The organism is Pedobacter sp. (assembly GCF_039594775.1).
Classification (GTDB): Bacteria; Bacteroidota; Bacteroidia; order Sphingobacteriales; family Sphingobacteriaceae; genus Pedobacter.
The window spans coordinates 740,584-766,978 of sequence record NZ_JBCNMT010000001.1; the positions used below are offsets into that span (position 1 = coordinate 740,584).

The following is a 26,395-nucleotide window of genomic DNA, read 5'->3' on the forward strand; positions in this document are numbered from 1 at the left end:
ATATGAGTAAATTTTTACAGCGCTTTTTCATATTTATTTGCTTTGGAATACTGGCTTCAAACGTAGCTTATGCCGGGATTGAAACCACTGTTAACCAAAAAAAGGGGATGTTGGCCACTGGCGACATTGTTGAGGTAAAGGATGAAAAGTTTAAAAACCCCAATTTTGTTTGGTCCAGCATTCAAAATAAAAGTGTTAAAAATAGTGTTTACCTGCGCTTAGTTGGCGATGAGGCCATGTCTCAAGCTTTTTCTTGTGAAGTAGATGTTAGAATAGAATATTATCAAAGCCCAACAGAGAGCTCGCCCCATATCATTCCCTCAAAAAAACTTCAGATCAGCTATGTTCCGGGAGTAGGTGCAACCTACAAAGCAGAAGACGTATATTACATGACTGGTGCAGAGGGTGCCTACGAAGTAAAAGTAACCATTAATGGCATTAGCAGCCCACAATTTGGTAGCCAGCTTCCTTATAAATTGGAGTTGGGCGCCACAGTAGTAGTGGACAGATTTTATATACAAAGTACTACTTTTCCTTTTGTTCTGTCTGGTACTATACAGGCATTTAATGAAATGCGAGGTAGTGTAGGAACTACGCCAACGACAGGCTCTATTACTTCTACCCTGAATTTGCAGTGGAGTGTTGTTGAGCCTTCAGAAGAATATGATGTTGAATGGGCGGTTTTAGACGAAGGTGCAGAACTAAGCGTGCTCATTAACGAAATTGCTGTTCATGGAGAGCCGGTTAGTGGTGAATTAGCCGATATTTTTAGAAATAATGCCGCTAGGATAACTATTCAGGGGAATAGTTATAGTATACCGCTTATTTATAATGCTAAATATATCCTTATTAGGATCAGGGCAATAAACTATGATGCCACTACGGGAATACGCAATGAAACGGGAGCTTGGAGCTATAAGACTGGTTCAGGTTCAAGTGCCCAATATGCCATATGGAACATCGGGAGTACCTGGCATGAGCCCAAATTGAATTGGCAGTACAATTCAACTTATGCAGAGGAAGGGAAGAAAAAAGAGGTAATCAGTTATTTTGATGGTTCCCTACGCAATAGACAAACAGTTACCGTGAACAATTCGGACGAGACTGCTGTTGTACAGGAGAGCATTTACGATGCCTATGGGCGTACCACAGCAAGTATTTTACCTGCTCCTATTGTTTCTTCAAACGCCGTTGATAAAACGTTAAAATATTTTCCGGCCCTAAATAAGAACAGCAGCAATGCTATTTATAGTGATGCTGATCTAAACTTTACCAACTGCGAACCGCTTCCTTCGGCAATGAGTACGGGAGCTGGGGCTTCACGTTATTTTTCGGCGGCCAATGAACTGGCCAATGTGGGTAAACATCGATATATCCCTAACGCAGATGGTTACCCATTTGCAGTTACCCAGTATACCAATGATCCTACCGGCAGGATCAGATTGCAAGGGGGGGTAGGTAGTATGTTTCAACCAGCAGGTACAAACCAAAGTAAAACTACCAAATACTTTTACGGCAAGCCAGAACAGTGGGAGCTTGACCGCATTTTTGGTAGCGATGCAGGTTTGGCCGAACGCTATCTTAAAAACATGGTAGTGGACCCCAACGGAAGCTTAAGCATTAGCTATGTAAATGCCGCAGGAAAAACCGTTGCAACTGCTCTTACGGGTGACGCACCAACTTCTCAGGATACGCTTTCGGCAGTTCCAGCCGTATCTTCACCCGCTGCGGTATTGCTTAATACAGCCATGTTTAACCTTGATCAAAGCTCGCTCAAGATCATTGGCAGTACTACTTATGTATCATCTATTGTAGGCCAAGGCTTAATGGAATATGATATTGAACAATTGATATCCCAGTACCAAAGAAAGAACTATTCTTTACAAAGCAACGCCTATTACAAATTACATATCAATATTACCGATAACTGTGGTCGGTCTGTTTACGACAATGCAAATAATCTTGTCACCATTGGTTCTGATCAGTTTTTACCCCTTAATAATGGTCGTAAAAGGGGAAGCATAACACCTTCTATTTCTTTAGCAGAAGGCGAGTACTTCATTACTTTTACCTTAGCTATGGATAGAGGGGTTATTTTGAAGTTTGCTGATGACTTTATTCAAAAAGCGCAGGATGCAGGCGCTATCGAAAGTAGGTTTAAAATTGTTAAAAAGTATTTGGAAACGGTAGATCTGCGTAATTGCTACAATGAATGTAATACCTGTGATCAATTACTAGGAGAAAGCTTTGAGTTTATTGCCACCGTTAAAAAATCGCTGGCCGAATTAGGATTTAATGCCGATTCATTGAATGTAGCGGAACTAGCAGATTTAAATAGCCTACTAACCACCAAATACAACGCACTTAAGACAGCCTGCAATAATTTAAAGCAGCAATGTAAAGATTCCGTAGCAGTTTCCCCTTGTGAAACCTATAAGAACAAAATGCTGGTAGATGTTAGCCCAGGCGGACAATATGCACTTTTTAAAACAGATTATACGGCCCTTGAAATATCACTCAACGCATTGGCTAAAACTGTAGATTATGAAGAAGCTTGGAGAAAAGTTTTTCCAAAAGATGGAAAAGTTCCAGGCGATGAGGAATATGAAAAAAATAAGGTTTATGTAGCAGAAATAGGAGAGGCTATTGCGCCTTATCATAAGGCTTTTAGTCTTGCCTACCTGGTGAAATATTGGAAGCCCGAATGGGCGAATCTTTTCCTGGTATACCACCCAGAATATTGCAAATTACAACAGTGCGAAAGTGTCATGCAGCCTTATCTTAAATGGGACCGACGTATTCAGGAAAACATCCTCACAAATGATGATATTAAATTACTGAACAACGGAACGGGCTATGACCGTAGCAACCCGGGCTGGTTAATGCAGATCGACCCATTTTTTGTTTTTGGATTGTATCCAGAAATGATAGAAGAATTGCAAGACTATAGCCATATTACCCTTAAATTTCCAGAGGAGGTTAACCAGGTACCATTAATACACCGTAACTTAACGGAATATGTAGATTATGTTACCTATTGCAACCAAACAGGAGCTGAGAATGTTACCCTTTGGAATACAACCTGTACCGTGCCCAACAACTGTAGGGTAGATGAACGCGAGTGGCAAAACTATAAAGAGTTCTATTTTAGCCTGAAGGAAAAATATTACCAAAAGTATTACGAAATGCTTTGTGGTAATGCCTGTCCTATAGGTGTACCACCCATGGCTCCAAAATTAAATCAAGCCGATGGTTGTTTGCCTGCTTCGGAGTTTTTGATCGAAAAATATCAAATAGACCCATTGGTTAGCCCTCCTATTAATTGCAGTGAAAATATCATCAAGATCAGCTATAAAGGTGCACAAACAGGGCAGCGAAACGTGTATTTACAAATAGCATCTGAATATGAGTATACAGGTAATAGGCACCTGTTGTTGGATTTGCAAAATGGCAGCCAATATTTGTGTTTGCCTGCTGATATTCCAGTAGAGGCGGTGAGTATAAAATCTGCGTGTATTACTCCGCAGCCAAATTACAGAGCCTTGCTTACTGCAGGTACTTGGTATTTCCAAAGCACTTCGAGGTATGGTTGGTTGCCCTTTAGAAGTAAATTTAATACCGATGGTAGTTTTGTTGAAAATGATGTAGCCAGTGGTACTTGGTCTTTTGATGAAGATACCGATATGCTGACTGTTGAAGGAGAAAGTTTCCATATTGAGAGTATTTCCGATAATGTTCTAATTTTAAGCCATTTCGTGGATGGAGAATATGAAGAAGTTTATTACAGCTTTTTTACGGGGGCTTTGGGTGATCATAAATATGTAGAACGAGTGGATGATCGGGGAGATTTTGGGATTTCCTACATCTTTGATAGATTTCCTTATAGTTATGATAAGTACCGCGTTGTTACTCAGCTTGGTGATCCCGACTATTATACGGCAACACCACCACCTTATGTGAATTTTTGGGCCGTTACCAAAAATGATCGCCAACATTATACCAATACTAAGTTGAAAATGGATATCGAGAAACCGTACAACATTTCTCAACCAACGGCTGCAGAAACCCATTTTCACATTACCCCGTATTTAGAATTCAATTACAATCCAAATGACCCTCCTGTGTATACGGGCGTAAATTATTTGGTTAGGCCTAACGTGGGTGTAAAATTTGGAGAAAGTAGTCCCTACATAGTGAAAGTGATCATGACTTATTATACTCCTCCTACAGGTTATACCACTGAAGAAGTAGAAGTGATGATGAATCCTGTGACCAATACGGGAGTATTCTTCCTTGAAGATCAGACTTATAATGTTAGACGCGGAATACATCAGTTTCATGTAGAAACGACCGTGAAACCATATTGGGTGCCAAGTACATCGCCTTGTAACCCTTTGTTGGCCAAAAAAACACCAGTGTTTCCAAGAATAGATGAGATTACCGGAAATGCAACCCAATATTCTGATAACCTTTCTGCAGAAACACAAGGTAAGGCCTATGCCAATGCACAGGAAACCTTGGGACAGCAAATTGACGGGTTTATTGCTAAGCTGAGTCCCGCTCCTGATAACCCTAGCGCATTGCGTAGCCAATTACTTACCATTGGCATGGCAGCTTTTGATTTTAAACACCCAGAAGGTGCCAATACTACGGCCGATGCCGCTAATGGGCTTAATGCAAGCAATTCATTTTACGGCGCATTAAAGGCCGTTGCCCCAAATAATCAATTTACCCTAGGTTTTAATCCTTGGTTGGCAAGTTCACCTTATCCTTATGACATGCAGCCTAGGCATACTGCCGCCACGGTTAGCCGAACCAATGATGCCAGTGATAACCTTTGTGCACGGATAACGCAAATTAGACAATTGGTAGGCAATCCAACCACCACCATGGCTTTCTACCAAGCGCTTAAAACTAAGTTTGGAAATGCCATGACCCTTGATTTGGCCGAACTTACAGACTTGGTTGACAATTGCAATAGCAGTAATTGTTACGGGGTACTTAAGTTTGACGTTGCCCTTCCTGTTTTTTTCGAGCCAAAAGGTTATGTAACCCATCAGGAATATCAGAATGCAGTAAATGCCTTTAAAGCTGAAATAGTTGGCCTACCTAATGATCTAACCACTTTAAGCGAAGCAGATAGAGAGCGTTATGAAGAAGCTTTAAGTACCTATTTGAACCATAAGTGGGGTTTCACCATGGGTTTTGCCGATTATAGGAATTATGAAAATGAGGTTGTTGACGATGCCGATAAACTGCTCATCAATAAGCGTCCGTTTGATACCCTTTATCCAGATGTGGCACAATGCATTACTTCTAGATTATCGCCATTGGTATACAATGCCCTGGAAGAATACCGTATGCTTGTTGCCGAAGAGCGCAAACTGTTTTTACAGGCCTATGTAAGCAATTGCGCAGCCCCTGAAATAGAGGTGACCTTAAAAACTCAGCAAAAAATATATCACTATACCCTATACTATTACGATCAGGCCGACAACCTGGTACGTACCGTGCCGCCTGAGGGTGTACGCGTGCTAAGCGCTGGCGAAACCCAACAAGTGGCTGCTAGCCGTCACAATAAAAACCCTAATTGCACCTATACTGGGCCAACTACAGAATTGCCTTTAGCCAACGTTAAAAATAGTTTGCAAAGTGTACTGGGAGGCACTGCTGGTGCTACCGAGCTATGGATGTACCAAGCCAATGCCAATGGAGCGCAAACGCTCATCCAAGTGAACAAGCATTATATCTTAAATTACTGTATTTCTGAAGGTAAACTGAGCGTAGCCCTATCTACCCTAGATCCAAATAGCGGCAGTGGCAATATTGTCATTACCAATACCAAGTATTACTCGGGAAGTATTGGAAACATTATGCCATGGAACCACGTGGTGCTACAAGGCAGTAACATGCAGGCACAAACAGGTATGCAGCTATGGTTTAATGGTTCGCTGCTGACTTTAGATAACACCGCCCCAACTTGTGGCTGGGAAATTGCCGGCAATCCGCCAACACTTAACGAAGACATTAGCAAACTGAAGCACCTGCGTACCTACAGCCGTATGCTTAGTGCTGCCGAAATTAAGGCTAATGCCGGCAGTAGCTGTCTAATGCCGCATACCTCAGCCACCGACTATGCTTCTTGGTACCGTTTCAATATTCCTGCTGCTGGTGGGCCAACCACTATTGATCCTAATAGTACCCAAGAAAACCCGTTTAAGGAGCTTTATCCTAAGCACCAAATGGTAACCTATTATGCCTACAACAGTACAGGGCAGGTAATTAAACAACAAACTCCCGACGCAGGTGAGAGCTTGTTCTGGTATGATCCTTTAAGCAGGCTATTGGCTTCAAGAAATGCCAAACAAGCATCCAATAATAAATTAAGTTATACTGATTATGACAAGCTTGGCAGAATTGTAGAAGTTGGACAATTGACCAATACCAATGCCCTACCTGCTACAGGTGGTTTCTTAAATGATACCCAAATGAGCAGTTTGGCAATCTTGGTGGCCGATAATACAGGAGCTAGTACCAAAACAGAAATTACCAGCACCTACTATGACGAAGCTCCGTCTGGAAGCCCTGGCGATCAGGAAAACCCGCGTACCAGGGTAACGGCAAGCGTTTATAAAGAAACACCAAGTGCCAACGTAAATGGTACTTATTATAGCTACGATATTGCTGGAAATGTTAAAAGGCTTTATCAAAGTCTTAATGGATTGGGCGAAACCAAAACCCTCGATTATGAATATGATCTGATCAGTGGAAAGGTAAACTTTTTAGCTTACCAAAAAGATAAAGCTGATCAGTTCTTTTACCAATACAAGTACGATGCCGAAAACCGCCTGACCGAAGCTTGGAGTGGTATTAGGGCATCTATAAGGCCTATAGGTTTTGGAAGTGCCATCACTTCTGCCGATCATGGCCGTAAAGATGCCGAATATTTTTATTACCTGCATGGGCCATTGGCCAGGTTAGAGCTGGGTAGTGATGAAGGTAAAGTGCAGGGTATTGATTATGCCTATACCCTACAAGGCTGGCTAAAGGGCGTGAACGGACAGGCGCTTTCTGCTCCTACTGATATGGGTAGCGATGGGGCCAATATAGGTAGAGATGCTTTTGCTTTCTCTTTGGGCTATTATAATGGCGATTATACAGCTATTGGCTCATCTACCAATGCTTTTGTACGAAGTTACACACCAACCACTAGCGATGTTAGCGGTAAAGATTTGTTTAACGGTAATATTAGTAATGCTATGTACGCCATTGATCAGCTTGGTGCGCCGGTAGGCTATACCTATGCTTATGATCATTTAAACCGATTGAAACGTTTCCGCCAACATGCATTAGGTAGCAGTACGGGTAATTGGAATGCCATTAGCCTTGGTACGGCCTATAGCGAAGATTTTAGTTACGATGCGAATGGCAATATTTTGGCATTAAGCCGTAATAAGCAAGGTGGCAGCAATATGGACAATTTAACCTATAGCTATAGCCTTGATGCTAATGGACGCAAGTTAAACAACAGATTGAACAATGTAACCGATGACAATGTTAGTAGTGTGGAAACTGGCGAGTTTAGAGGCGGAACCAATTATACTTATGATGCCATTGGAAATTTAACAGGCGACAGCAAAGCAGGCATTAGCAATATTGATTGGAATGTTTATGGCAAGATCAAACAAATATCCAAAGCCACAGGTAACATCAGTTACCAATATGATGCTACAGGTAATAGAGCAAGTAAAAATGTTGGGCTTTTAACCACTTATTATGTGCGAGACGCACAAGGTAATACCTTGGCGGTTTATGATAAGGATTCGGAAGCCAATACCCTGCATTGGAAAGAACAGCAGCTTTATGGCAGTAGCCGTTTAGGGCTATGGCGACCAAACATGTTGATGGGTGCTAGTACTAGCGCTAGTGAGTTATGGAACAATATTGGGGGTAAAAATTATGAACTGAGCAACCATTTAGGCAATGTAATGGCTGTAATTACCGATAAACGAGTGCCTGTTGCAGGGGGAGGGTATGAAGCTGAAATAATAAATGCAAATGATTACTATGCTTTTGGTAGCCAAATGCCAGGCCGTAATGTTAACTTTGGTAATTACCGTTATGGATTTAACGGTAAGGAGAATGATAATGAGGTAAAAGGGGAAGGCAACCAACAGGATTATGGCATGCGTATTTATGATCCTAGAATTGGAAGGTTCTTGAGTGTGGATCCGATAACGAGTAGTTATCCAGAACTTACCCCATATCAGTTCGCAAGTAATACACCTATACAAGCAATTGATTTGGATGGGTTGGAAAAGTACCACTATACGTTGAGTTTTAATAAAGAAGGTTTGCCACTTGTAAAACTAACTTCGATAGAAAATTTCTCTGAATGGACTTGGAAGCCCGAATTAGGTAATACTGCTTTTGGATTTCAGTTTTGGGAAAAAGTTAAAAACCCTTACAAAGAGCATATCGTAAGTTTCAATACTACGGAACATGTACTCATACCTCCAATTTCAGCTGAGGTTCAAGCAACCTATAATGTTTCATATGATAAACTACCTAGTGTAAATACAATTGTTGATGATATGAGCAGTGAAATTGAAATCTCAAAAGGTAAAACTGCATTTATTCAAGGGCTTGCTGGAAGCCTTTTTTCAAGAGGGTTCAGAGGTAGGCGCCTTTCATCCAAACCTAATACAATTCCAGAACAACAGGCACAGATAAATTCACGACACTATATGAACTCTGATCACATTGCGTCTGGCATCACTAAACCTTCTACATTGGCTCCAAAAACTATTTTAGACGCCGACGTAGCGGCTTATAATTCTGGCAATTTTACAAGGACAAGCGAAGGTAGTGTTTCTATTAATGGGCGTCTATACGGTTTGAAAAATGAAGGCGCTACTCTATATCCTTTAAGTGGGGGCGCTCCTGAATTTACCGATATTACAAGGGGGCAAATAAAAGCCATCCAATTAATTAAAACGGTACCTTTAAATAAGCAAAATGATGCTCTAAAGGGAGCAGGAATTTCTTCTCAAGATGCTCAATTTGCAAGAGATTTTATTAAAAGCCATTGATATGTTCCATTTTGTATGTTTTCTAAAGAGAAAAAAAAAACCGTCTTATATAAAAGAAATGTTAAGTGTTCTTTTCGATGTTACGAGCGAAAATATAGGTTCCTTATTGAGCCCCGGGCTTTTAAAATTACGATTTGAAAGTAGAGATTTTAATACTATTTCAGAATTTGATTTTGAACTGAATGTTTATGTACAGGACAAAGAGAGTATATTAGAATTAAAAATGTATAATAATTTATTATTCGGGAAGCAGGTTTCATTATACGTAGATGACGAAGTTCTAATAGATGATGAAAGTGATGACTCATATCAATGGCTCTTGATAGATAAAGAGAGACTATTTTTAGTTGAAGAATGTGATGATGATAAGTCTGGCATTTCCTTAATACAATCAAGTAAGAAAGAATTGCTTTTCGAGAAAGCTTTATTATTACTTCCCAATAAAGAAGATATTGACAATTTAATAATTGAAAAGCCAAGACCCTATTTTATTTCACCATCTTCTCTTTGGAAAACTTGTTTAAAGTAACGTAAAATTGTCCAACCTTGGCGCACAGTCTTGTGCGTGTGGTTTAGCGTTGGGCGACTTGTGCCTGTGAATAATTACTTTGTTTTGAAGCTCCTTCTAGCGCAAGCATGAGTGTAACAATGCTTTTGCTTTTTAGGTAATTTTATTTTAAATCTTTTAAAAACCATCATGCTCAAAAAAATTACGTTTTCATTACTTGCCTCTGCGGTAATCTCGTTTACTTATGCCCAAAAGGTAACGCTATCTTGGAGTGCAGCATATAGGATTGATGCTGCTCATAATACTTTGTTTAGTGGCAGCGAAAACCAACTCTTAAAGCTAAGCCTCGTTCCGCAATCAGATCTTATATTTGGAAATGATATTGCTTTTAAACACGTGTTTGCCCGTTACAATAAGCAACTTAAAGAAATGGGCAAAGAAACCTTCAGTGCCGCAGGGAAAGGTGTTGAGCTAGATGGACAAATTCAGGTTAAAGGCAACCTCTATTTTTTTACCAATACCTACAACAAGGCAGCTAAAGGCCTTACTTATTATTGCCAGCCTGTAGAAATACAGTCTTTAAAAAATAGGGGCGAGAATGCTCAGTTGACCACACTTATCGTTGAAAAGAAGTCGGAAAGGCCTACGCTGAGCTATCAGCTATCTGAAGACTCCACAAAGATTTTGTTAACAAGTTTTGCCAGTAAATCCGAAACGGGAAAATGTTACCTGGGTGTTTATGATGAAAACATGAAAAAGCTTTGGGACAAAACCATAGACCTACAACAAAAAGGTAAAGCTGTGCTGTTAGATCAGAAAGTAACCAACGATGGAAAAGTGATGCTTTTGATCAAACACTTTGATCAGGGAACAGATAAGGAGCAGACGACAAAAGATGGCAAGAAAGTACCAACCTACAGTACAAAACTATTATGGTATGCCAAGGATGGGGACACGCCCAAAGAACTGTCCCTAAATACTGGCGATAAATTTATTCATTCCTTAGCCTTTGCTAAACAGCAAAACGACGAATCAACATTGTTTGGATTGTATCAACAAAAGCCCGAAGGAAACATCAACGGTTATTTTACGGTTCAAGTAAATACGAGTAATTTTAAAGCAACCACCACCATAACGGGCGAGTTTGAAAGCGGCCTGCTTGAAACTTTGGAAAGGGACGAACAAGGTAGTAAAAGTAAAAAAGAAGGTGGTTTGAGCCCTTTCTTCAAGTTTGTGAAGATGGAGACAAGAGCAAACGGAGACCAGGATTTTTTGTTAGAATTTTACCAGAGCGCAAGTACCCCTACAGGCCCTTCTATGGTTTCTTCTATCGGCCCTTCTGCGGGTCTTTCTACTAATAAGGGGACTGTAAGATTTTATAGTGATATTTATCATGGGGATATTATAGATATTAACCTTAAGGCCAATGGTACAAAAATCATCACCAGAATTCCGAAACTGCAGAATGTTGCAGATCTAGAGCATTTGTCGAGTTTTAATACTCTAGTTTACAAAGATAAGTTGCTTGTTTTTTATAATGATAATGATGACAATTTAAAACAGGAGATAAGAAGTAAGCCTAAAAAGACCAAATTGGGAGTAGGTGGTAGAAAAATTTTTGGGAGGGTGGACGCAAATTTGACCATGGCCGTGATAGACTCACAAGGTAATTTATCAAGAATAACCTTGTTGGATAAAAAACAAAGCGAGTTTTTAGCTGCTATTAATGCCTCTATAAAGCTGAGCGACCATAAATTAGCCCTTTATGCCATTAATGGATCTAAAGAAATGATTGGCGTATTGGACGTAGAATAACTTTGTTTAAAGCTGGTGCAATTAAACTAAACTCAAACCATGATCTATGCAGACACTAAGACTTGCATTAAAGAAAGCCTTTATTGACCATCAAAACCTATTTTAAATATAGAAATCAACTTGTTAAAGTTTAACATTATAATTTATTCACTACTTAAAACCATTTAAACTAATCTCTTTTCATGAAAAAAATGATCGCTCTGCTGCTATGTCTATTGGGTAGCAGTTTGCTATGGGCACAGGAAAATACGGTGCTCGGCACAGGTGCCTTATCACAGATTGAAGCACCTAAATATGCCATCAAAGAAATTGCAATTACCAATCCGGGAAGCTACAGCAGGCCTACTATCAATTTTGGGGGCCACCAAGTGGAATGGAACTATTTGACCTTTGAAGTTGGTGACCAACTTTGGATGGAGGGAGAAATTAGAACAGCAGACGACCTTGCAGGGTTTGTGCCTACAGTAGTAGGAGGGCACGGCACTGGCGCTACTGTGCAATTATATTATTATGGCATTGACGATGATGGCAACTATGTATATGGCGTTGTTTTTGATAACGGAGGTTCAGGATATGCACCCATTACCACTATTAGTCCACTAACATCAAGTAGTATTTATCTCGTCACTGTTATTGATGAAAATAGCTTGCTGAAAATTTACTATGTAGATTATATTAAGTCCAATATCTACAGCGCACCACCCACGGTTAATATTTCCTTTGGAGGAGCTATAGCTATGGCTGTATTAGAAGGTACGGCTGTCAATTCACAAAACACCGCCATAGGTTATCGGGCTTTATATAGCAGCGTTAAGGGAAGAGAAAATACCGCTTTGGGGCATCAAGCGCTACAAACGGCCACAGGAAATAACAATATAGGTTTGGGTTATTTGGCTGGGAGTACTTTAACAACAGGCAGTAGTAATATATTCATTGGTAATAATGCCGGGAGAGGTATTACTACTGGTTCTGCAAATGTAGTGATTGGAGGAAACCCGTATACGCCATTAAACAGCGACTTCAATGGTAGCGTCCTAATAGCTGACGGAAGTGGTAATCCGAAAATTTTTGTAGGAGACAATGGAACTATGAAAGTAGGTTATGGAACTAATTTTACCATTCCTGCTAATAATATTAAATTAGATGTCAGTGGGGCTATTCGCACGGGAAGAGTATATGCTAAAGACTTGTCGTTTGTACACCCACAAAGTGGTTTTTATCATGATTTTTTGTTTGCTTCAGCTGATCCTAACACCTTACAGTTAAGAGCCGTAGTTGATGCAAATAACTATCCCCATGTTTTTAGCGTAGACAAACCAAGCGCAAGCATGACTTTTTACGCTCCGGTAAAAGGGGTTAATGCGGTAAACAATAACGAGTTTGTGACGTTGGGACAAGCACGTGAAATTAACAGAGTAACCACAGATCAAATTATTGCGCAATCATTTGGTGTCAGATATGCGGATGGCAGTACATATCAGACAATTGGAGCAGATGCTAGCGGCCTTGGTACCCTTTACAGATCATTTATTACATGGGGCGATGTTCCTATTCATCGTTTCCAGGGTTCTAGTACGGTAGATTTACTTGTAATTAAGAATGGCGGCAATGTAGGCATTGGAATAACGGACCCACAGGAGAAATTGGCCGTAAATGGAAAGATCAGGGCAAGAGAAGTGAAGGTAGAACCAACTGCCAACTGGCCCGATTATGTTTTTGAAGAAAGCTATAAGCCCATGTCCTTAGCGGAGATTTCGGCCTTTGTAAGGCAATATAAGCATCTGCCCGAAGTGCCTTCGGCGAAAGAGGTAGCACAGAATGGTTTGGAACTGGGTGAGATGAACAAGATTTTGTTGAAAAAGATAGAAGAACTCACCTTATTGTTAATTGACCAGAATAAGAAGAACGAGGAACAGGATGAACTAATTAAAAAGATGATGGCCGAACTGAAGCAACAGCATTCGAAAAAGGTTAAACCTAGCAATTAAGGTTTAATCGAGTAAAAGCAGTAAGCTATTTCTAATTTGAAGCATTTCTATGATTAGAATGAGTTAGATGGTTTCAGTTAACTGGTCTTTCTTGATGCTTTGGGATGCTGTAAAATCCTGTTTTTTTGAATGTTAAAAACGTGTTGTTAAAGTTTAATACGTTGATTATCTTCGTTGCTTAAACCATTTAAACTAATCTCTTTTCATGAAAAAAATTATCGCTCTGCTGCTATGCCTATTGGGCAGCAGTTCGCTATGGGCACAGGAAAATACTGTGCTTGGCACAGGTGCTTTGTCAAGTAGTATCGAACCTAAATACACCATCAAGGAAATTAATATTATAACCCAAGGGAGCTACAGTAGGCCTACTATTGACTTTGGTAGTTACCAAGGCACTTGGGATTATTTATATATGTGGGTTGGAGATAATGGCCTTTCAATAGATGGGTTATTTAGAAGTTCAGTTGATTTAAATGGATTTATGCCTTCAATAATTGGTGGGCATGGTAGCGGAGCAACATTGCAATTATATTTCTTTGCTATAGACAATGATGGGAAATACCTGTATGAGGTTTATAGCGATCAAAGTGGCTCAGGTTATGCACCAGCAACTACATTAAGTCCAATGACATCATCAACTAACGTTTATATCCAATCATACATTGATGAGAATAACCAGCTAAATATTTATTATTCAGATAATTATAAGCGGAACGTCTATGGCACACCCCCTACCGTCAACGTTTCTTTTGGAGGAGCCACAGCATTAGCCATACTTGATGGAACGGTAGTTAATGGACAAAACACTGCTATAGGCTATCAGGCGTTATATAGCAATGCTGACGGAAGAGAAAACACGGCATTAGGACATCAAGTGTTAAAAAATGCTACAGGCAATAGCAACATAGGTATTGGCTATTTGGCTGGTAATACCATTACCACAGGAGATAATAACCTCTTTATTGGCAATAGCGCTGGTAACGGCATTACTACAGGTTCTGGAAATGTGGTAATTGGTAGACAATATAATTCTCTAAATGCGACATTAAATAATAGTATTCTAATGGCTGACGGAAGTGGTAATTCGCGTTTTTTTATTGGCAACAATGGAAATATGAAATTGGGTTATTGGAATGATTTTACTGAAAACATGTTTAAATTAGATGTAAATGGTGCTATACGTGGGGCTACTTTTATGCAAACCCCAAGGATTTATGCTAAAGACTTAGGAATAGTGCATCCGCAAAGTACCTTTTATCTCGACTTCATGTTAACAGCGTTTGATACCAATACTTTGGACATGAGGGCGATCGTTAACCCAAATGATTTTAGAAGGGTTTTTATTATTGATAAGCCAAGTGCAAGTGTCACTTTTTATACACCAGTAAAAGGGGTTAATGCTATAAATAATAACGAGTTTACCACCTTGGGACAGGTTCTCGATTTAAATAACGCTGCAAATAACAGTGTAAAGATCAATCCAGATGGTAATGTGGGTATTGGAACCACGGTAGTAGATAATATTCAAGGTTGGAACAAGGTATTACAGGTACATGGAAATCAACATGCAAAATTGTTGGTAACTGAAAGCTCTGGCATTAAAGTAGGGATGTTTGCTCATACAAGTTACGCGGGTAAAATTGGTACCGAGAGTCAACACGATTTAATCCTTACTGCTGGTTATTGGAATGATGTAATGACCCTACGTACGGATGGCAATGTAGGTATAGGCACCCTTATACCCAAAGAGAAACTCTCCGTAAACGGAAAGATTAGGGCAAGGGAAGTGAAGGTAGAGCCAACTGCCAACTGGCCCGATTATGTTTTTGAGGAAAGCTATAAGCCCATGTCCCTAGCCGAAATCTCGACCTTTGTGAAACAGCACAAACACCTTCCCGAAGTGCCTTCGGCAAAGGAAGTGGCACAGAACGGTTTGGAACTGGGCGAAATGAATAAGCTGCTATTGAAAAAAATAGAAGAACTTACCCTGCACCTCATAGAGAAAGATAAACAGTTGACCGAAACTAACCAGAAAGTAGACAAATTAGCAGAGCAATTAGAGAAGCTCATAAACCAAAAAAGCAACGAGAAATGAAAAAGCAACTATTGATCATCTTACTTGCCCTAGTTAGCCTAGGGATTCAGGCTCAAAAAAAGAAGAAAAACGAAAACGGAACTACTCCCGCTGCTTTTGCCATGCTTAGCACAGAACAACAAGCTAAAGTAACGGCAATACACAAACAGTATGGTCAGGAAATGAAAACCTTGCTACAACAGCCTGTACAGGATCATAGAGAGAGAAGAAAGCAGATAGAAAAATTGAAAAACACCAGAGATAGCTCTTTAAGGGTTTTGTTGGGCGAACAAACCTATAAAGATTACCGAAAAGCTGCGTTGACAAAAAAGAACTAAACGGCTATAAATCCTCAATCTGATAAAGATTGGGGATTTTTAAAACATTGACGGTTTACATCGTATATATTCAATAAGAATTTTAGAAATACTTCTATAAATATCTGCAAACCATTATCATGAAGATGTTTTTCATTGCTCCTATTTGTGCCTTTTAGCAATTACTTTGTTTAATCTGTTGGAAAACAAACCCCAAGTCGGGCCTTGGCTCTTTCCTCTGGCGCTAAGAGCTGCACTAGGGGGCACAGTAAAAAATCTTAAGTTAAATGGCATTGGGAGCAAGCCATTTGAATTTATACCTTTAGAAAATAAAAATGAAAAAGAGAAAAGCCTTAATTATATTATGAAATATCTATTAACCATATTTCTTTTACTCAAAATTTCTTATACAAAAGGTCAGGATTTACCATTAATTAAGGCGTTCGCCCAGCAAAATTTTAAGTGTTATAGGGTAAAGTATTTTTCAGAGCTAAAGAAGAAGGTTGATAAAAAAAGGAGCAAAGAAAGTGAGGTATATTATCTCTTGCAAGGAGACCAAGTTTTGGGATTCATATTTTTTTATGGCCAAGAACCTAATTTTTTTTAGCTAATAAAGATACATTTACTTTCTTTTTATATGAAGGTATTGATGACTCAGTTAGCATTCATGATTCTGTATTGAGCCACCCGTATAGTATATACACCGTTGAAATAAAGAAGAAAATCATTTATGATACCTATCTACCTTGGAGATATCCTAATTTTGCAATTGAATCTTCAAATATTTGGAAGTTTGAGAAGGACACCGTTAAGGAGTTTACGGCCTATCCAACTGAGAAAATAAAGCCAATTAAATTAAGGGACACATTGATATATAATAGTAAAATCGATATTTTGAAGGAGGTTAGATTTGAAAAAATGGAATTGGTTGGTACTAAGAAAAATGATGATAACTTAAGACCAAGCATATTAGTTTTTCTGAGAAATCTAACTAAAAATCTATAAACTCCCTCTAGCCAATCTACGCAGGCCCCCAACTTGGTGCAAGTCTTGTGCTTGTAGTTTTGTTTTGGGTGACTTGTGGCTATTAGCAGTTATTTTGAGTTGGCGTAACCAAAGCCCAAGCCGAGTCTTTGCTCTTTCCTCCGTATTAGGACTTGCACTAAATAGGGAATACCATTCAAGGCATTGAAAATTCTTTATTCTACAAACGATAATAAACAGGTAGATTAAATAATTTAATAGAAGGTCGTAATGAAAAAAAAGAATATAAAATATAGTGTAGCAATTATATTGTTGATGATGATGAGTATGATCATTTATTGGTATTTCAATCCTACTATACACAATAAAGATTTCCATTTACAATATGAAGTGGCTAATGCTGATAAAGACTTTTATAGCATTAGAAATAAGAAAATAGATCCAAAAAAATATACTTATAATAATGAGATTTACTTTTCTCGTGTCGAAAGGTATAAATTAACTCTTCATTCGCTGGACATTACCAATAATGGGGAAAGGATTATGATTGTTACTGATTATTTGGAAGAGAAAAACAATAAAAGAATTGTAAATATTACATATAAAGATAAATCAGGTAATTTTTCTCCAATTATCATAAAGCATAAAAGGGATTCTGTTTTTATTATCCAAAGTTTAGGGAGCGTCTCTACAGATAATATAATGTTTAAAGGACAAAAATAAATTGTATAGTCCGGAAAAAGGGAAACCCCAGCTTAACGCAAGTCTTGCGTGAGAGATTTAATTGAAGGAAACTTGTATATGTCATTGCCCCTGCTTGTCATTCCGAGAGTAACGAGGAATCCCAAGGATCTTTGGCTACATGCCGGTAACGATGCAAAAAACTCGGGGTGCGCTAACACCCCGAGTCCATTCGTTATTCCAATGGCAATTCCTCCTGCCCATGATCCCCACCGGCGCTGCGGCGGTTTAACAGCGCAAGGTAATTGTTAATGTTCTGGTTCAGCTTATTAACCGTACCGGCCCAAGGCTCAGCACCCTCGTTAATGTCCAAAAAAGAATTTAACCTGTTTCTCAACTTGTAGTAGGCCTCGTTTCCTTCCAAGCGTAAAGCTTTAAGTTTTTCCGTAGGAGCAGCAGCAAGCTCATCATTTCTTTTGCTGTAGGCCTCACTAAATTCATGGTTGGCTTGTTCTATTTCCGTTTGCCAAGTAGTAAGCTGCAGCGCGGTGATGGCCTGTTGCAATTCCGGTTTAGTCTTCCAATCGTTAATGATGTTACGAAGCAAAGTAGTTTCACTTTGGTAGTTCTCCCTAGCGATGCCCGTTCCAAACAAATTAAGATGGGCCTCTAAAGTTTTGGCATGATTACTTACTGCAAGGTCGGTACTATAAGTAAGGCCTTGTATTACCAACGTAGCCCCATTAATAGCTTTATCCCTGCGGGTATCAAGCACTTCAATTTCCTTGGTTACCAAGCTACCTTGGTTGATTTTGAAGAGCTTTTCAATTTCATCCGTTTTATTTCGTAAGGCATCATATTGAGTTTTCACCATTAAAGTTTCGGGATTGTTGCCCAACACAATGCTAAGCGTGTCAGTTAGGAACTGGATGTATTCACTGTTCCTAAGTGGTTGTAAGGCGATGTTGTTGATCATAGCGGTATTTGATGATTAAAATAAATTGGTTTTATAATGATTTGCTCCTGCTGATTGTGGCAAGCTTTCATGATACTCATGATTTGCTTCTACCATTGGAAGAGGCTATAATGATACTCATGATTTGTTGCCGCACTAGCGTGGGAAGGTTTCATGACCCTCATGATTTGTCTCCTCAGTAGTGCGGGACTTTTCATTGTCATTCGACCTTTTTTATCAAAACCTGGCATCCTGTACAGGTTTTAAAATACGTATCGCTCAAATCTTTTCTTTCTCCATAGGCATAACGTTAAAGGGTGAACAAATTAGATGGAATAAGATGACCACTGGCCAAATATTTAGCCGGTGGTAAGGCATCTTCTTAGCGGGACGAAATGCCCGGAGGCTAGCTTGTTTTAAGAAAGTTTTCATGGTAGATCTGTTTAAATTTTCAAGACTAAATTATTGATCAAAATGTTTATTTGCAATGCTTTAAGGTAAGAAATTTCATTTACAACATGCAGTTGTGAACCTTAAAAACATCTACGCAAAAGAGGAATATAACAACCGTAAATTGGCATGGGAATAGAAAATCAGAAGGCGTTTGAGAATAATTATAAATGGAAGCCCGATAGTTCATCAAATAAAGTTAGAATAGATTGCCTGCCCAACTTGAATTTACTTTCTTTTTAATCTACTTATCAGTATTTTAGTAGAAAGAGTGCTTTCAATAAGCCGAGGGCTTTAAATTAACGTGCCAAAAACACAAATGACCATCATTTTAAATCGATTATTTTATTTTTTAACAAAGGTAAATAACCCAGCTCCATTGCATGGCGCAATAATGTTAATGGTGATACTATTGATCTTAATAGGAGCTAGCTTTCGTCTATTGGTTTATGCTTTCCAACCAGAGCCATTAATTTCCAATAAGTATTTGTATTTGGCTATTGCGGTGGTGCTCTATTTTTTGATCAATGCCTATGCAAAAAGAAATATTGAAGCCATCATTGATCATGAAGTTAGATTCGCCCTGAGAAAAAATCTGCTTGTTGCCCTAATATTTATAGCAGCTACTGTCTCGTTCATATGGTTGGCAAATATCAATAGAGACAAAATAAAGCCTAAGGCATTACAGCCAACCGTTAAATGGAATCCGTAACTTCTTCAGATTCCTAACTATATTCGGAATGACAGCTAGGCCTTTGCGAGACTTAACCACCTTTGCGCTTAGATAGCCTTAATAATCTTGCAATCTTCGAAAATTCATTTCTCCACAAAACTAAAAGGCTGTAAATTGTTTTATCCTATATTTGATTAAACAAGCGCTTACATGCTGCAGCAACAGACCATCTGGATTTTAATTGCCGAAATAGCCTACCTTCTCATTTTGGGCATCACCTGTCTTCGCATTGTGTTAGACACCCGTTCTGGTAGCAAAACCCTGGCCTACCTCTTGTTTGCTATTTTCGTACCCATCATAGGCATTGCATTCTATTTCTCCTTTGGGGTAAATTACCGTAAGCGGAAAATGTACGACAAGAAACTGAACGTAGATGAACAGTTTAAGAAAGAAGTGCACCACCTATTTCAGGCGCATAATTTAGAAGAGGCCATCCATAGCGACGAGGTGCTGCTCAAATCAGAACGCTTGATCAAATTGCTGGCCAATAGAAAATCTAATCGGGCCTTTTTGTTGCCCAATAATGATATCCGCTTGTTGTTTAATGGCGAAGAAAAATTCCCTGCCCTCATCACCGATCTGCAACAGGCCCAGCATCACATCCATATTGAGTACTACATTTACGAAAACGATGAAATAGGCAATGTCATTAAGGAAATTCTCAAGGAGAAGGCCAAACAGGGGGTTAAGGTACGGGTAATTTACGATGATTTTGGGAGCAAGAGCATTAGGAGGAACATTGCCCGTGAGCTGAAGAAGCACGGGGTAGAAGCCTTTCCTTTTAACAAAGTACGGTTACTGTTTTTGGCCAATAGGCTCAACTATCGTAATCACCGTAAAATTGTAATCGTTGATGGCATTGTGGCCTACACTGGAGGTATTAATGTGAGCGACAAATATATTAACGGCCCTAATAACGAAGTGTATTGGCGAGATACCCATCTCCGCATTAAGGGTACTGGAGCCATGGCCTTGCAACAAGTCTTTGTTTCCGATTGGAATTTTTGTAGTGAAGAATACCTGCCTGTTACCGGAGATCGTTACTTCCCCTTTAAAAACATGGAAATGCATGGACAGGGAAAATTGCAGGTCATTTCAAGTGGTCCCGATTCCGACCTGCCCAATATCCTCTTTGCTACCCTACAGGCCGTTCATACCGCCAAGTCGGAAATATTACTTACCACCCCATACTTCATTCCCGATGAAACTTTGCAGCAGAGTTTGCTCATGGCGGCCATGGGCGGAATAGATGTAAAGCTTTTGGTGCCCGAAAAAGGAGATTCGAGGATTGTAGATAGCGTGTCGAGAATCTACTTTGAAGAGCTATTGCAGGCAGGCGTAAAAATTTATCTCTATAAAAAGGGTTTTATCCACGCCAAAACCTTTGTGGTAGATGGGGTGCTGGCTTCGGTAGGTACGGCAAACCTTGACCTAAGGAGCTTCGACCTCAACTTTGAGGTGTCGACCCTGATTTACGATACCCAAATTGCCGAACAGTTGCGTACCGCATTTTATGAGGACCTGAAATATAGCGAACAATTACTTTACACCCGTTGGATCAAGCGTTCTTTATGGATCAAAGGTCTGGAAAGAGTGCTGCGGTTGGTTTCTCCTTTTATGTAAAGCCGTATTCCTTAGGGCATGGGTAATTTTTCTGCATCATGCATATATCCCGCTTTGGAAGGGCCTGGGGGAGGTTTTTAAAAACAACATGTGCTAGATTTAGCTTTGCTTTCTTTCAGTTCTCCTACGGTCGAAATGACGACAATAGGAACGAAAGTAGAGATTCGATCCACTACCCCTCCACCAATTTAGTAGGCGCGTAGCCAAATAGTTTCTTGAAAGCAAAGGAAAAATGCGACAAATCCTCAAAACCCAAATCCAAATAAATATCCGATGGTTTCTGTTGTTTTTTACTCATCAGAAAATGAGCCTCCTTTAAACGCTTTTGAATGAGCCATCGGCTTGGAGTTTCAGCAAAGATTTTCAAAAAATCTCTTTTAAATGAAGAAAGACTCCGTCCCGTGAGGTAAGCAAAGCGCTCAATCCCTACATTAAATTTGTAGTTTTTGTTCATAAAAGCCTCCAAGTCTATTTTAGCGGGGATACCAAAATCAAACAGGACGTTAGCCAAATCTGGATTAGTTTGCAGCAAAATGAGCAGCAGCTCCTCTCTTTTTACCAAATCAAAAGCACCCTCTATTTGGTGTCCACTTTGGTAATAAGGCATTAGCGAACTTACAAAATATGGTACTAGTGGCGTTTTCTGCAATTCGTAAAAAGCACCTTTAGCTACTGTATCCGTTTTTTTAATGCCATACTTTTGTTGAAACTGTTTAAGGAAAGCCTCATCAAACACCACCACCACTTTTTCAAAAGCACCATTGTCCTCTGTTTTGGTGTAGCGGGCCAAATAGTTCTTTCTAATCAAGCAATACTCGCCACTCTTAATGGAGTATTTCTTGTCGCCATCGTAAGCCGTGGCATTGCCTTTTGCCAAAAACAAAAAGATATGTTCCGGAATAAACTGCTCTGGCGAAATCTCGGGCCCCATATAACATGAAGTAATTTCTACATTAGCCATTATTGAACTCCTTTCCACCATTGTTTAAATACCTGCGTATTGTTGTCAAGTTCAACCTTTTCTCCGATCATTGGCGTTACCAAAGGTAAATTTCCATCTGCCAATCGGCTAATATCGTTAAGCGGCTCGTCCCATTGGTGCATGGCCAAGGTAAATTTTGAAGAATGTACAGGGAATAGTCTTTTGGCCTTTAGGTCTTTGGCGGCCTGTAAGGTTTCGTGCGGTAGGGTATGGATAGCCTGCCAAGCTACATTGTACTGGCCGTTTTCCAAAATAGCAAGATCCATAGGGCCAAACTTCTCCCCAATTTGCTTAAAGTGTGTGTCATAGCCACTGTCGCCACCAATATAAATTTTAGCTTGCGGCGTTTCTAAAATATAGGCTGTCCAAAGGGTGTTGTTGCGTGTAAAGCCACGACCGGAGAAGTGCCTGCCAGGAACTGTGTGCAACTTCATGCCATCACCTAAATTAATTTCCTCGTTCCAATCCCTTTCAATAAGCTGGTTTGGCGAATAGCCCCAGTGTTCAAAATGTTCACCTACGCCAAGTCCACAAATTACCGTGTTTACTTTTGGCCTTAGTGCAATGATCGTTTCATAATCCAAGTGATCGTAATGGTCGTGGCTGATTACTAAATAATCAATAGGAGGCAAATCAGCTACGCTGTAAATATCAGCCCCCTTAAATGATTTGGTAGTTCCTGGTAGCGGCGAAGCATTGCCACTAAACACTGGGTCTACCAAAAAACGCTTACCATTGATTTGCATAAAATAAGAAGAGTGACCAAACCATACCAATACGTTTTCATTAACTGGTAGGTTCAACAGATCTGTTTTTACCGATGGAAGGCTATCAATAGGTGAGCGGCGTGGATGGTTTTTGAATAGCATGTCGAGCACGACGCCCAACATAGAATAACCCTTTGTTAAACTGGGGGTATGGTGCAGGTTTTGGAATTTACCATCCTTATAATTTGGCGATTGTAGCATGCGCTCTAAACGTTTACCACTGGGAGCTTTGCCAAATTTAGGCGAACGCATATAAAAATAAGTACTTATGGCCAGTACTAGGGCTAAGCTTAATAATACAATCATAGTGTATTTAAATATTTTGAGTGTTTTTTTCATTAATAATTGTATGCTAATTGGTAACTCCTTTGAGTATGACTTTTTTAGCAATGTGAATCGGTACCTTCTAAACTGTTTTTTCTGTGTATAATAAATGTACGCTACAAAAGTCAGCATAAAAAATAAATGTAGCTTTGTTAAAAAGTTCAAATTTGTTTTGTTGAAAAGGTCAGGTTTCTGGTTGAGCCTAAGATAATTTCGGTAACTGACCTTGATATTGCTGATTTTTGACCTGATCTACTATCTTTAAAAAAGCTAAAACCAAAAACAACTTGTAATGCGTTTCCAATCAATTGTCGTAATTATATTCATTTTAACACTCACTTCATTTACTACTCCTCCATCTATTTACCGCAAAGGTTGGATAGACCTGAATAAGAATAATAAGAAAGATATTTATGAGGATCCTACGCAGTCCATCGAAGCGAGGGTTAATGATTTATTGAGCCAAATGAATTTGAATGAAAAAACCTGTCAGATGGCTACTTTATACGGTTGGAAAAGGATCTTGAAGGATTCATTGCCCACTCCAGATTGGAAAAATAAAATCTGGAAAGATGGTATTGCCAACATCGACGAGCATTTGAATGGCTTTGTGGGTTGGACTAAAAGAGACGAGTCTAAATTTGCTGCGGACATGAACTATCACGTTTGGGCCATGAACGAAACACAACGCTTTTTTATTGAGCAAACCCGTTTGGGTATTCCTGTCGATTTCACCAATGAAGGGATTAGGGGCATTGAAGCCTACGAAGCCACGGGTTTTCCAACCCAGCTAAACATGGGCATGACCTGGAACAAATCTCTCATTTATGAGATGGGTAAGATTACCGGACTAGAGGCAAGGGCTCTAGGCTATACTAACGTTTATGCCCCTATTTTAGATGTCGCTCGTGATCAACGTTGGGGACGTTTAGAGGAGGTTTACGGCGAAGATCCTTTCTTAGTAGGTACTTTGGGCGTGCAAATGGCCAAAGGGCTGCAACAAAATAACACTGTGGCCGCTACAGCAAAGCATTTTGCTGTGTACAGTGCCAACAAAGGAGCCAGAGAGGGCTTAGCACGCACTGATCCACAAGTTGCACCAAGAGAAGTGGAAGATGTTTTGCTATATCCTTTTAAGAAGGTCATTAAGGAAGCCGACCTGCAAGGGGTGATGAGTTCTTATAATGATTATGATGGAATACCCGTTACCGGTAGTAAATATTGGTTAACCGATAGGCTGAGAACAGATTTTGGCTTTACGGGGTATGTCGTAAGTGATAGCGACGCCCTAGAGTATTTATATAGCAAACACCGCATTGCCGGCAATTTAAAAGAAGCCGTCTACCAAGCTTTTATGGCGGGGCTAAATGTGCGTACTACTTTTGACAAGCCCGACAGCATTATCCTTTATTTAAGGGAGCTTGTAAACGAAGGCCGCATGCCTATAGATACCTTAAATAATAGGGTAAGATCGGTATTGAAGGTGAAGTTTAAAATGGGCCTTTTTGATCAGCCCTATGTGAAGGATGCCAAGGCTACCCGTAAATTGGTAAACAACGAAGCCCACCAGGAAGTGGCCTTACAGGCATCAAGAGAGAGCATTGTACTTTTAAAAAATAAGGATGGTGTTTTGCCCTTACAAAAAGGGAAAAAGGTTGCGGTAATTGGTCCAAATGCTACCGATGCAGATTATGCGCATACCCATTATGGGCCTTTACACTCACCAAGCGTAAATATATTGCAGGGCATTGTGCAAAAATTGGGCGCAGCTAATGTACAATACAGCAAAGGCTGCGATTTGGTAGATCAAAAATGGCCCGAATCGGAGCTCTTGCCAGAAGAGCCCAATGCAGCAGAAAGGAAACAAATTGATAGCGCTGTAACCATTGCCAAGCAAAGCGAGCAGGTCATTTTGGTGCTTGGAGGAAATACAAAAACCGCTGGCGAAAATAAGAGCCGTATCAGCTTGGACCTTACCGGACATCAGCTACTGTTGGCCAAAGAAATCGTGAAAATAGGGAAGCCCGTAGTGGTGGTATTCATAGGCGCACAGCCCATTAGTTTTAATTGGATAGATAAAAACGTGAAAGGGATTGTTTATGCGGGCTATCCGGGTGTTAAAGGAGGTATTGCCGTGGCCGATGTACTGTTTGGCGACTATAACCCAGGTGGAAAAATTACGCTGACCTTTCCCCGCTCGGTAGGGCAAATCCCAATGAACTTTCCAACCAAGCCCAATGCGCAAAGCGATGCCGGAGAACACGCCAAAGCTAAAGGATTGCTTTATCCCTTTGGCCATGGTCTTAGTTATACTAATTTTCAATACAGCGACTTAAAGGTTATTACTCCTGAAATTAATGTCAATGGATCGGTTCAGCTAAGCCTAACGGTTAAAAACATTGGCGCTAGGCAGGGAGATGAGGTAGTACAGCTTTATATCAGGGATGAGGTAAGTTCGGTAACCACCTACGAAAAAATACTGCGTGGTTTTGAAAGGGTTACCTTAAAGCCCAACGAAAGCAAGACCCTTAACTTTAGCGTTCCAGCCCACGAACTGGCACTTTGGAACAGGGAAATGAAACAAGTGGTTGAGCCAGGGAAATTTACGGTAATGTTGGGTAGCTCATCTGAGAACATTAGGTTAAAAGATAGCTTTGTCGTTAAATAGCTAACGATATTTACGGAAAAATGCCCAAGCTGTAGCGTCCCAAAACCAACGGTTGGTGTCTACTTTAGCCTCTCCGCAGTCAATAATGGCGCTCCTAAAAGCGGCAAATTTGGCCAGTTTTTGCACCGGCCAAACTTTAAGGTGCTTTTTAAGGCCCAAGGAGATGCGATAGGCCAACAAATGCCCCCATATTTCGGCCATTAAGGAACGCTTACTTATTTTCAGCGGATGCCCGTAATGTTGTTGGTAGTCATGCATGATTTCATTTATTAGCCCTCCGCTATGTTCATACAGCAAGTTAAGCTGTTGTTTTTGCGTATATGGTCTAAAATCAATGCTAATTACCTTTGGCCTAAAGCTTACTTCAAGCGGTAAAGCATCAATAGAGTATGTTTTGATCAGTAGCTCGTTCATTCAAATTAAAAACAAATGAT

Annotated in this window: 15 protein-coding genes; 11 read left to right on the forward strand and 4 right to left on the reverse strand. The window is 39.9% G+C overall.

The window, feature by feature from the left end:
* Positions 1-2 precede the first annotated feature (2 nt).
* The 8 genes from ABDV71_RS03230 to ABDV71_RS03265 all read left to right on the forward strand — a co-directional run bounded on the left by ABDV71_RS03230 (position 3) and on the right by ABDV71_RS03265 (position 17,501).
* On the forward strand, positions 3-9,092 hold the full coding sequence (locus ABDV71_RS03230) for an RHS repeat-associated core domain-containing protein (RefSeq protein WP_343530985.1): 9,090 nt from the start codon (positions 3-5) through the stop codon (positions 9,090-9,092).
* Positions 9,064-9,621 (forward strand): hypothetical protein, encoded by a 558-nt coding sequence (locus ABDV71_RS03235; protein ID WP_343530986.1) that lies wholly within the window; start codon positions 9,064-9,066, stop codon positions 9,619-9,621. The genes ABDV71_RS03230 and ABDV71_RS03235 overlap by 29 nt, the downstream gene beginning before the upstream one ends.
* Positions 9,622-9,789: 168 nt before the next feature.
* Entirely contained in the window at positions 9,790-11,415 is a 1,626-nt protein-coding gene (locus ABDV71_RS03240; protein WP_343530987.1) for a hypothetical protein, read from the forward strand.
* A gap of 182 nt (positions 11,416-11,597) precedes the next feature.
* On the forward strand, positions 11,598-13,403 hold the full coding sequence (locus ABDV71_RS03245; RefSeq protein WP_343530988.1) for a hypothetical protein: 1,806 nt from the start codon (positions 11,598-11,600) through the stop codon (positions 13,401-13,403).
* Positions 13,404-13,608: 205 nt separating this feature from the next.
* Positions 13,609-15,498: a hypothetical protein gene (locus ABDV71_RS03250; RefSeq protein ID WP_343530989.1), complete on the forward strand. Its 1,890-nt coding sequence runs from the start codon at positions 13,609-13,611 to the stop codon at positions 15,496-15,498.
* Positions 15,495-15,815 carry a hypothetical protein gene (locus ABDV71_RS03255; protein ID WP_343530990.1) on the forward strand — a complete coding sequence of 107 codons (321 nt, stop codon included), beginning with the start codon at positions 15,495-15,497 and terminating at the stop codon, positions 15,813-15,815. The genes ABDV71_RS03250 and ABDV71_RS03255 overlap by 4 nt, the downstream gene beginning before the upstream one ends.
* 178 nt (positions 15,816-15,993) lie before the next feature.
* Entirely contained in the window at positions 15,994-16,401 is a 408-nt protein-coding gene (locus ABDV71_RS03260) for a hypothetical protein (RefSeq protein WP_343530991.1), read from the forward strand.
* Between the two features lie 647 nt (positions 16,402-17,048).
* The gene (locus ABDV71_RS03265) at positions 17,049-17,501 is read left to right on the forward strand and encodes a hypothetical protein (RefSeq protein ID WP_343530992.1); all 453 of its coding nucleotides are present in this window, start codon (positions 17,049-17,051) and stop codon (positions 17,499-17,501) included.
* Positions 17,502-17,694: 193 nt separating this feature from the next.
* Here the strand turns inward: ABDV71_RS03265 and ABDV71_RS03270 are convergent, their stop codons facing one another.
* Entirely contained in the window at positions 17,695-18,435 is a 741-nt protein-coding gene (locus ABDV71_RS03270) for a DUF6261 family protein (protein ID WP_343530993.1), read from the reverse strand.
* A 748-nt stretch (positions 18,436-19,183) separates the two neighbouring features.
* On the opposite strand from ABDV71_RS03270, the gene ABDV71_RS03275 reads away from it, so the two are divergent.
* Positions 19,184-19,576, forward strand: coding sequence for a hypothetical protein (locus tag ABDV71_RS03275; protein WP_343530994.1), 393 nt, complete (start codon positions 19,184-19,186; stop codon positions 19,574-19,576).
* Positions 19,577-19,747: 171 nt separating this feature from the next.
* The gene (cls, locus tag ABDV71_RS03280) at positions 19,748-21,220 is read left to right on the forward strand and encodes a cardiolipin synthase (RefSeq protein ID WP_343530995.1); all 1,473 of its coding nucleotides are present in this window, start codon (positions 19,748-19,750) and stop codon (positions 21,218-21,220) included.
* A 172-nt stretch (positions 21,221-21,392) separates the two neighbouring features.
* Here cls and ABDV71_RS03285 read toward each other — a convergent pair whose 3' ends face one another.
* Both ABDV71_RS03285 and ABDV71_RS03290 read right to left on the reverse strand, forming a co-directional pair.
* Complete coding sequence (locus ABDV71_RS03285; RefSeq protein ID WP_343530996.1) at positions 21,393-22,181, reverse strand: AraC family transcriptional regulator; 789 nt, start codon at positions 22,179-22,181, stop codon at positions 21,393-21,395.
* Positions 22,181-23,308: an MBL fold metallo-hydrolase gene (locus ABDV71_RS03290; RefSeq protein ID WP_343530997.1), complete on the reverse strand. Its 1,128-nt coding sequence runs from the start codon at positions 23,306-23,308 to the stop codon at positions 22,181-22,183. Before ABDV71_RS03290 ends, ABDV71_RS03285 begins: the two co-directional genes overlap by 1 nt.
* A 277-nt stretch (positions 23,309-23,585) precedes the next feature.
* Here ABDV71_RS03290 and ABDV71_RS03295 point away from each other — a divergent pair, with 277 nt between their 5' ends.
* On the forward strand, positions 23,586-25,961 hold the full coding sequence (locus ABDV71_RS03295; RefSeq protein ID WP_343530998.1) for a glycoside hydrolase family 3 N-terminal domain-containing protein: 2,376 nt from the start codon (positions 23,586-23,588) through the stop codon (positions 25,959-25,961).
* Here the strand turns inward: ABDV71_RS03295 and ABDV71_RS03300 are convergent, their stop codons facing one another.
* Complete coding sequence (locus tag ABDV71_RS03300; RefSeq protein ID WP_343530999.1) at positions 25,962-26,375, reverse strand: hypothetical protein; 414 nt, start codon at positions 26,373-26,375, stop codon at positions 25,962-25,964.
* Positions 26,376-26,395: the final 20 nt, after the last annotated feature.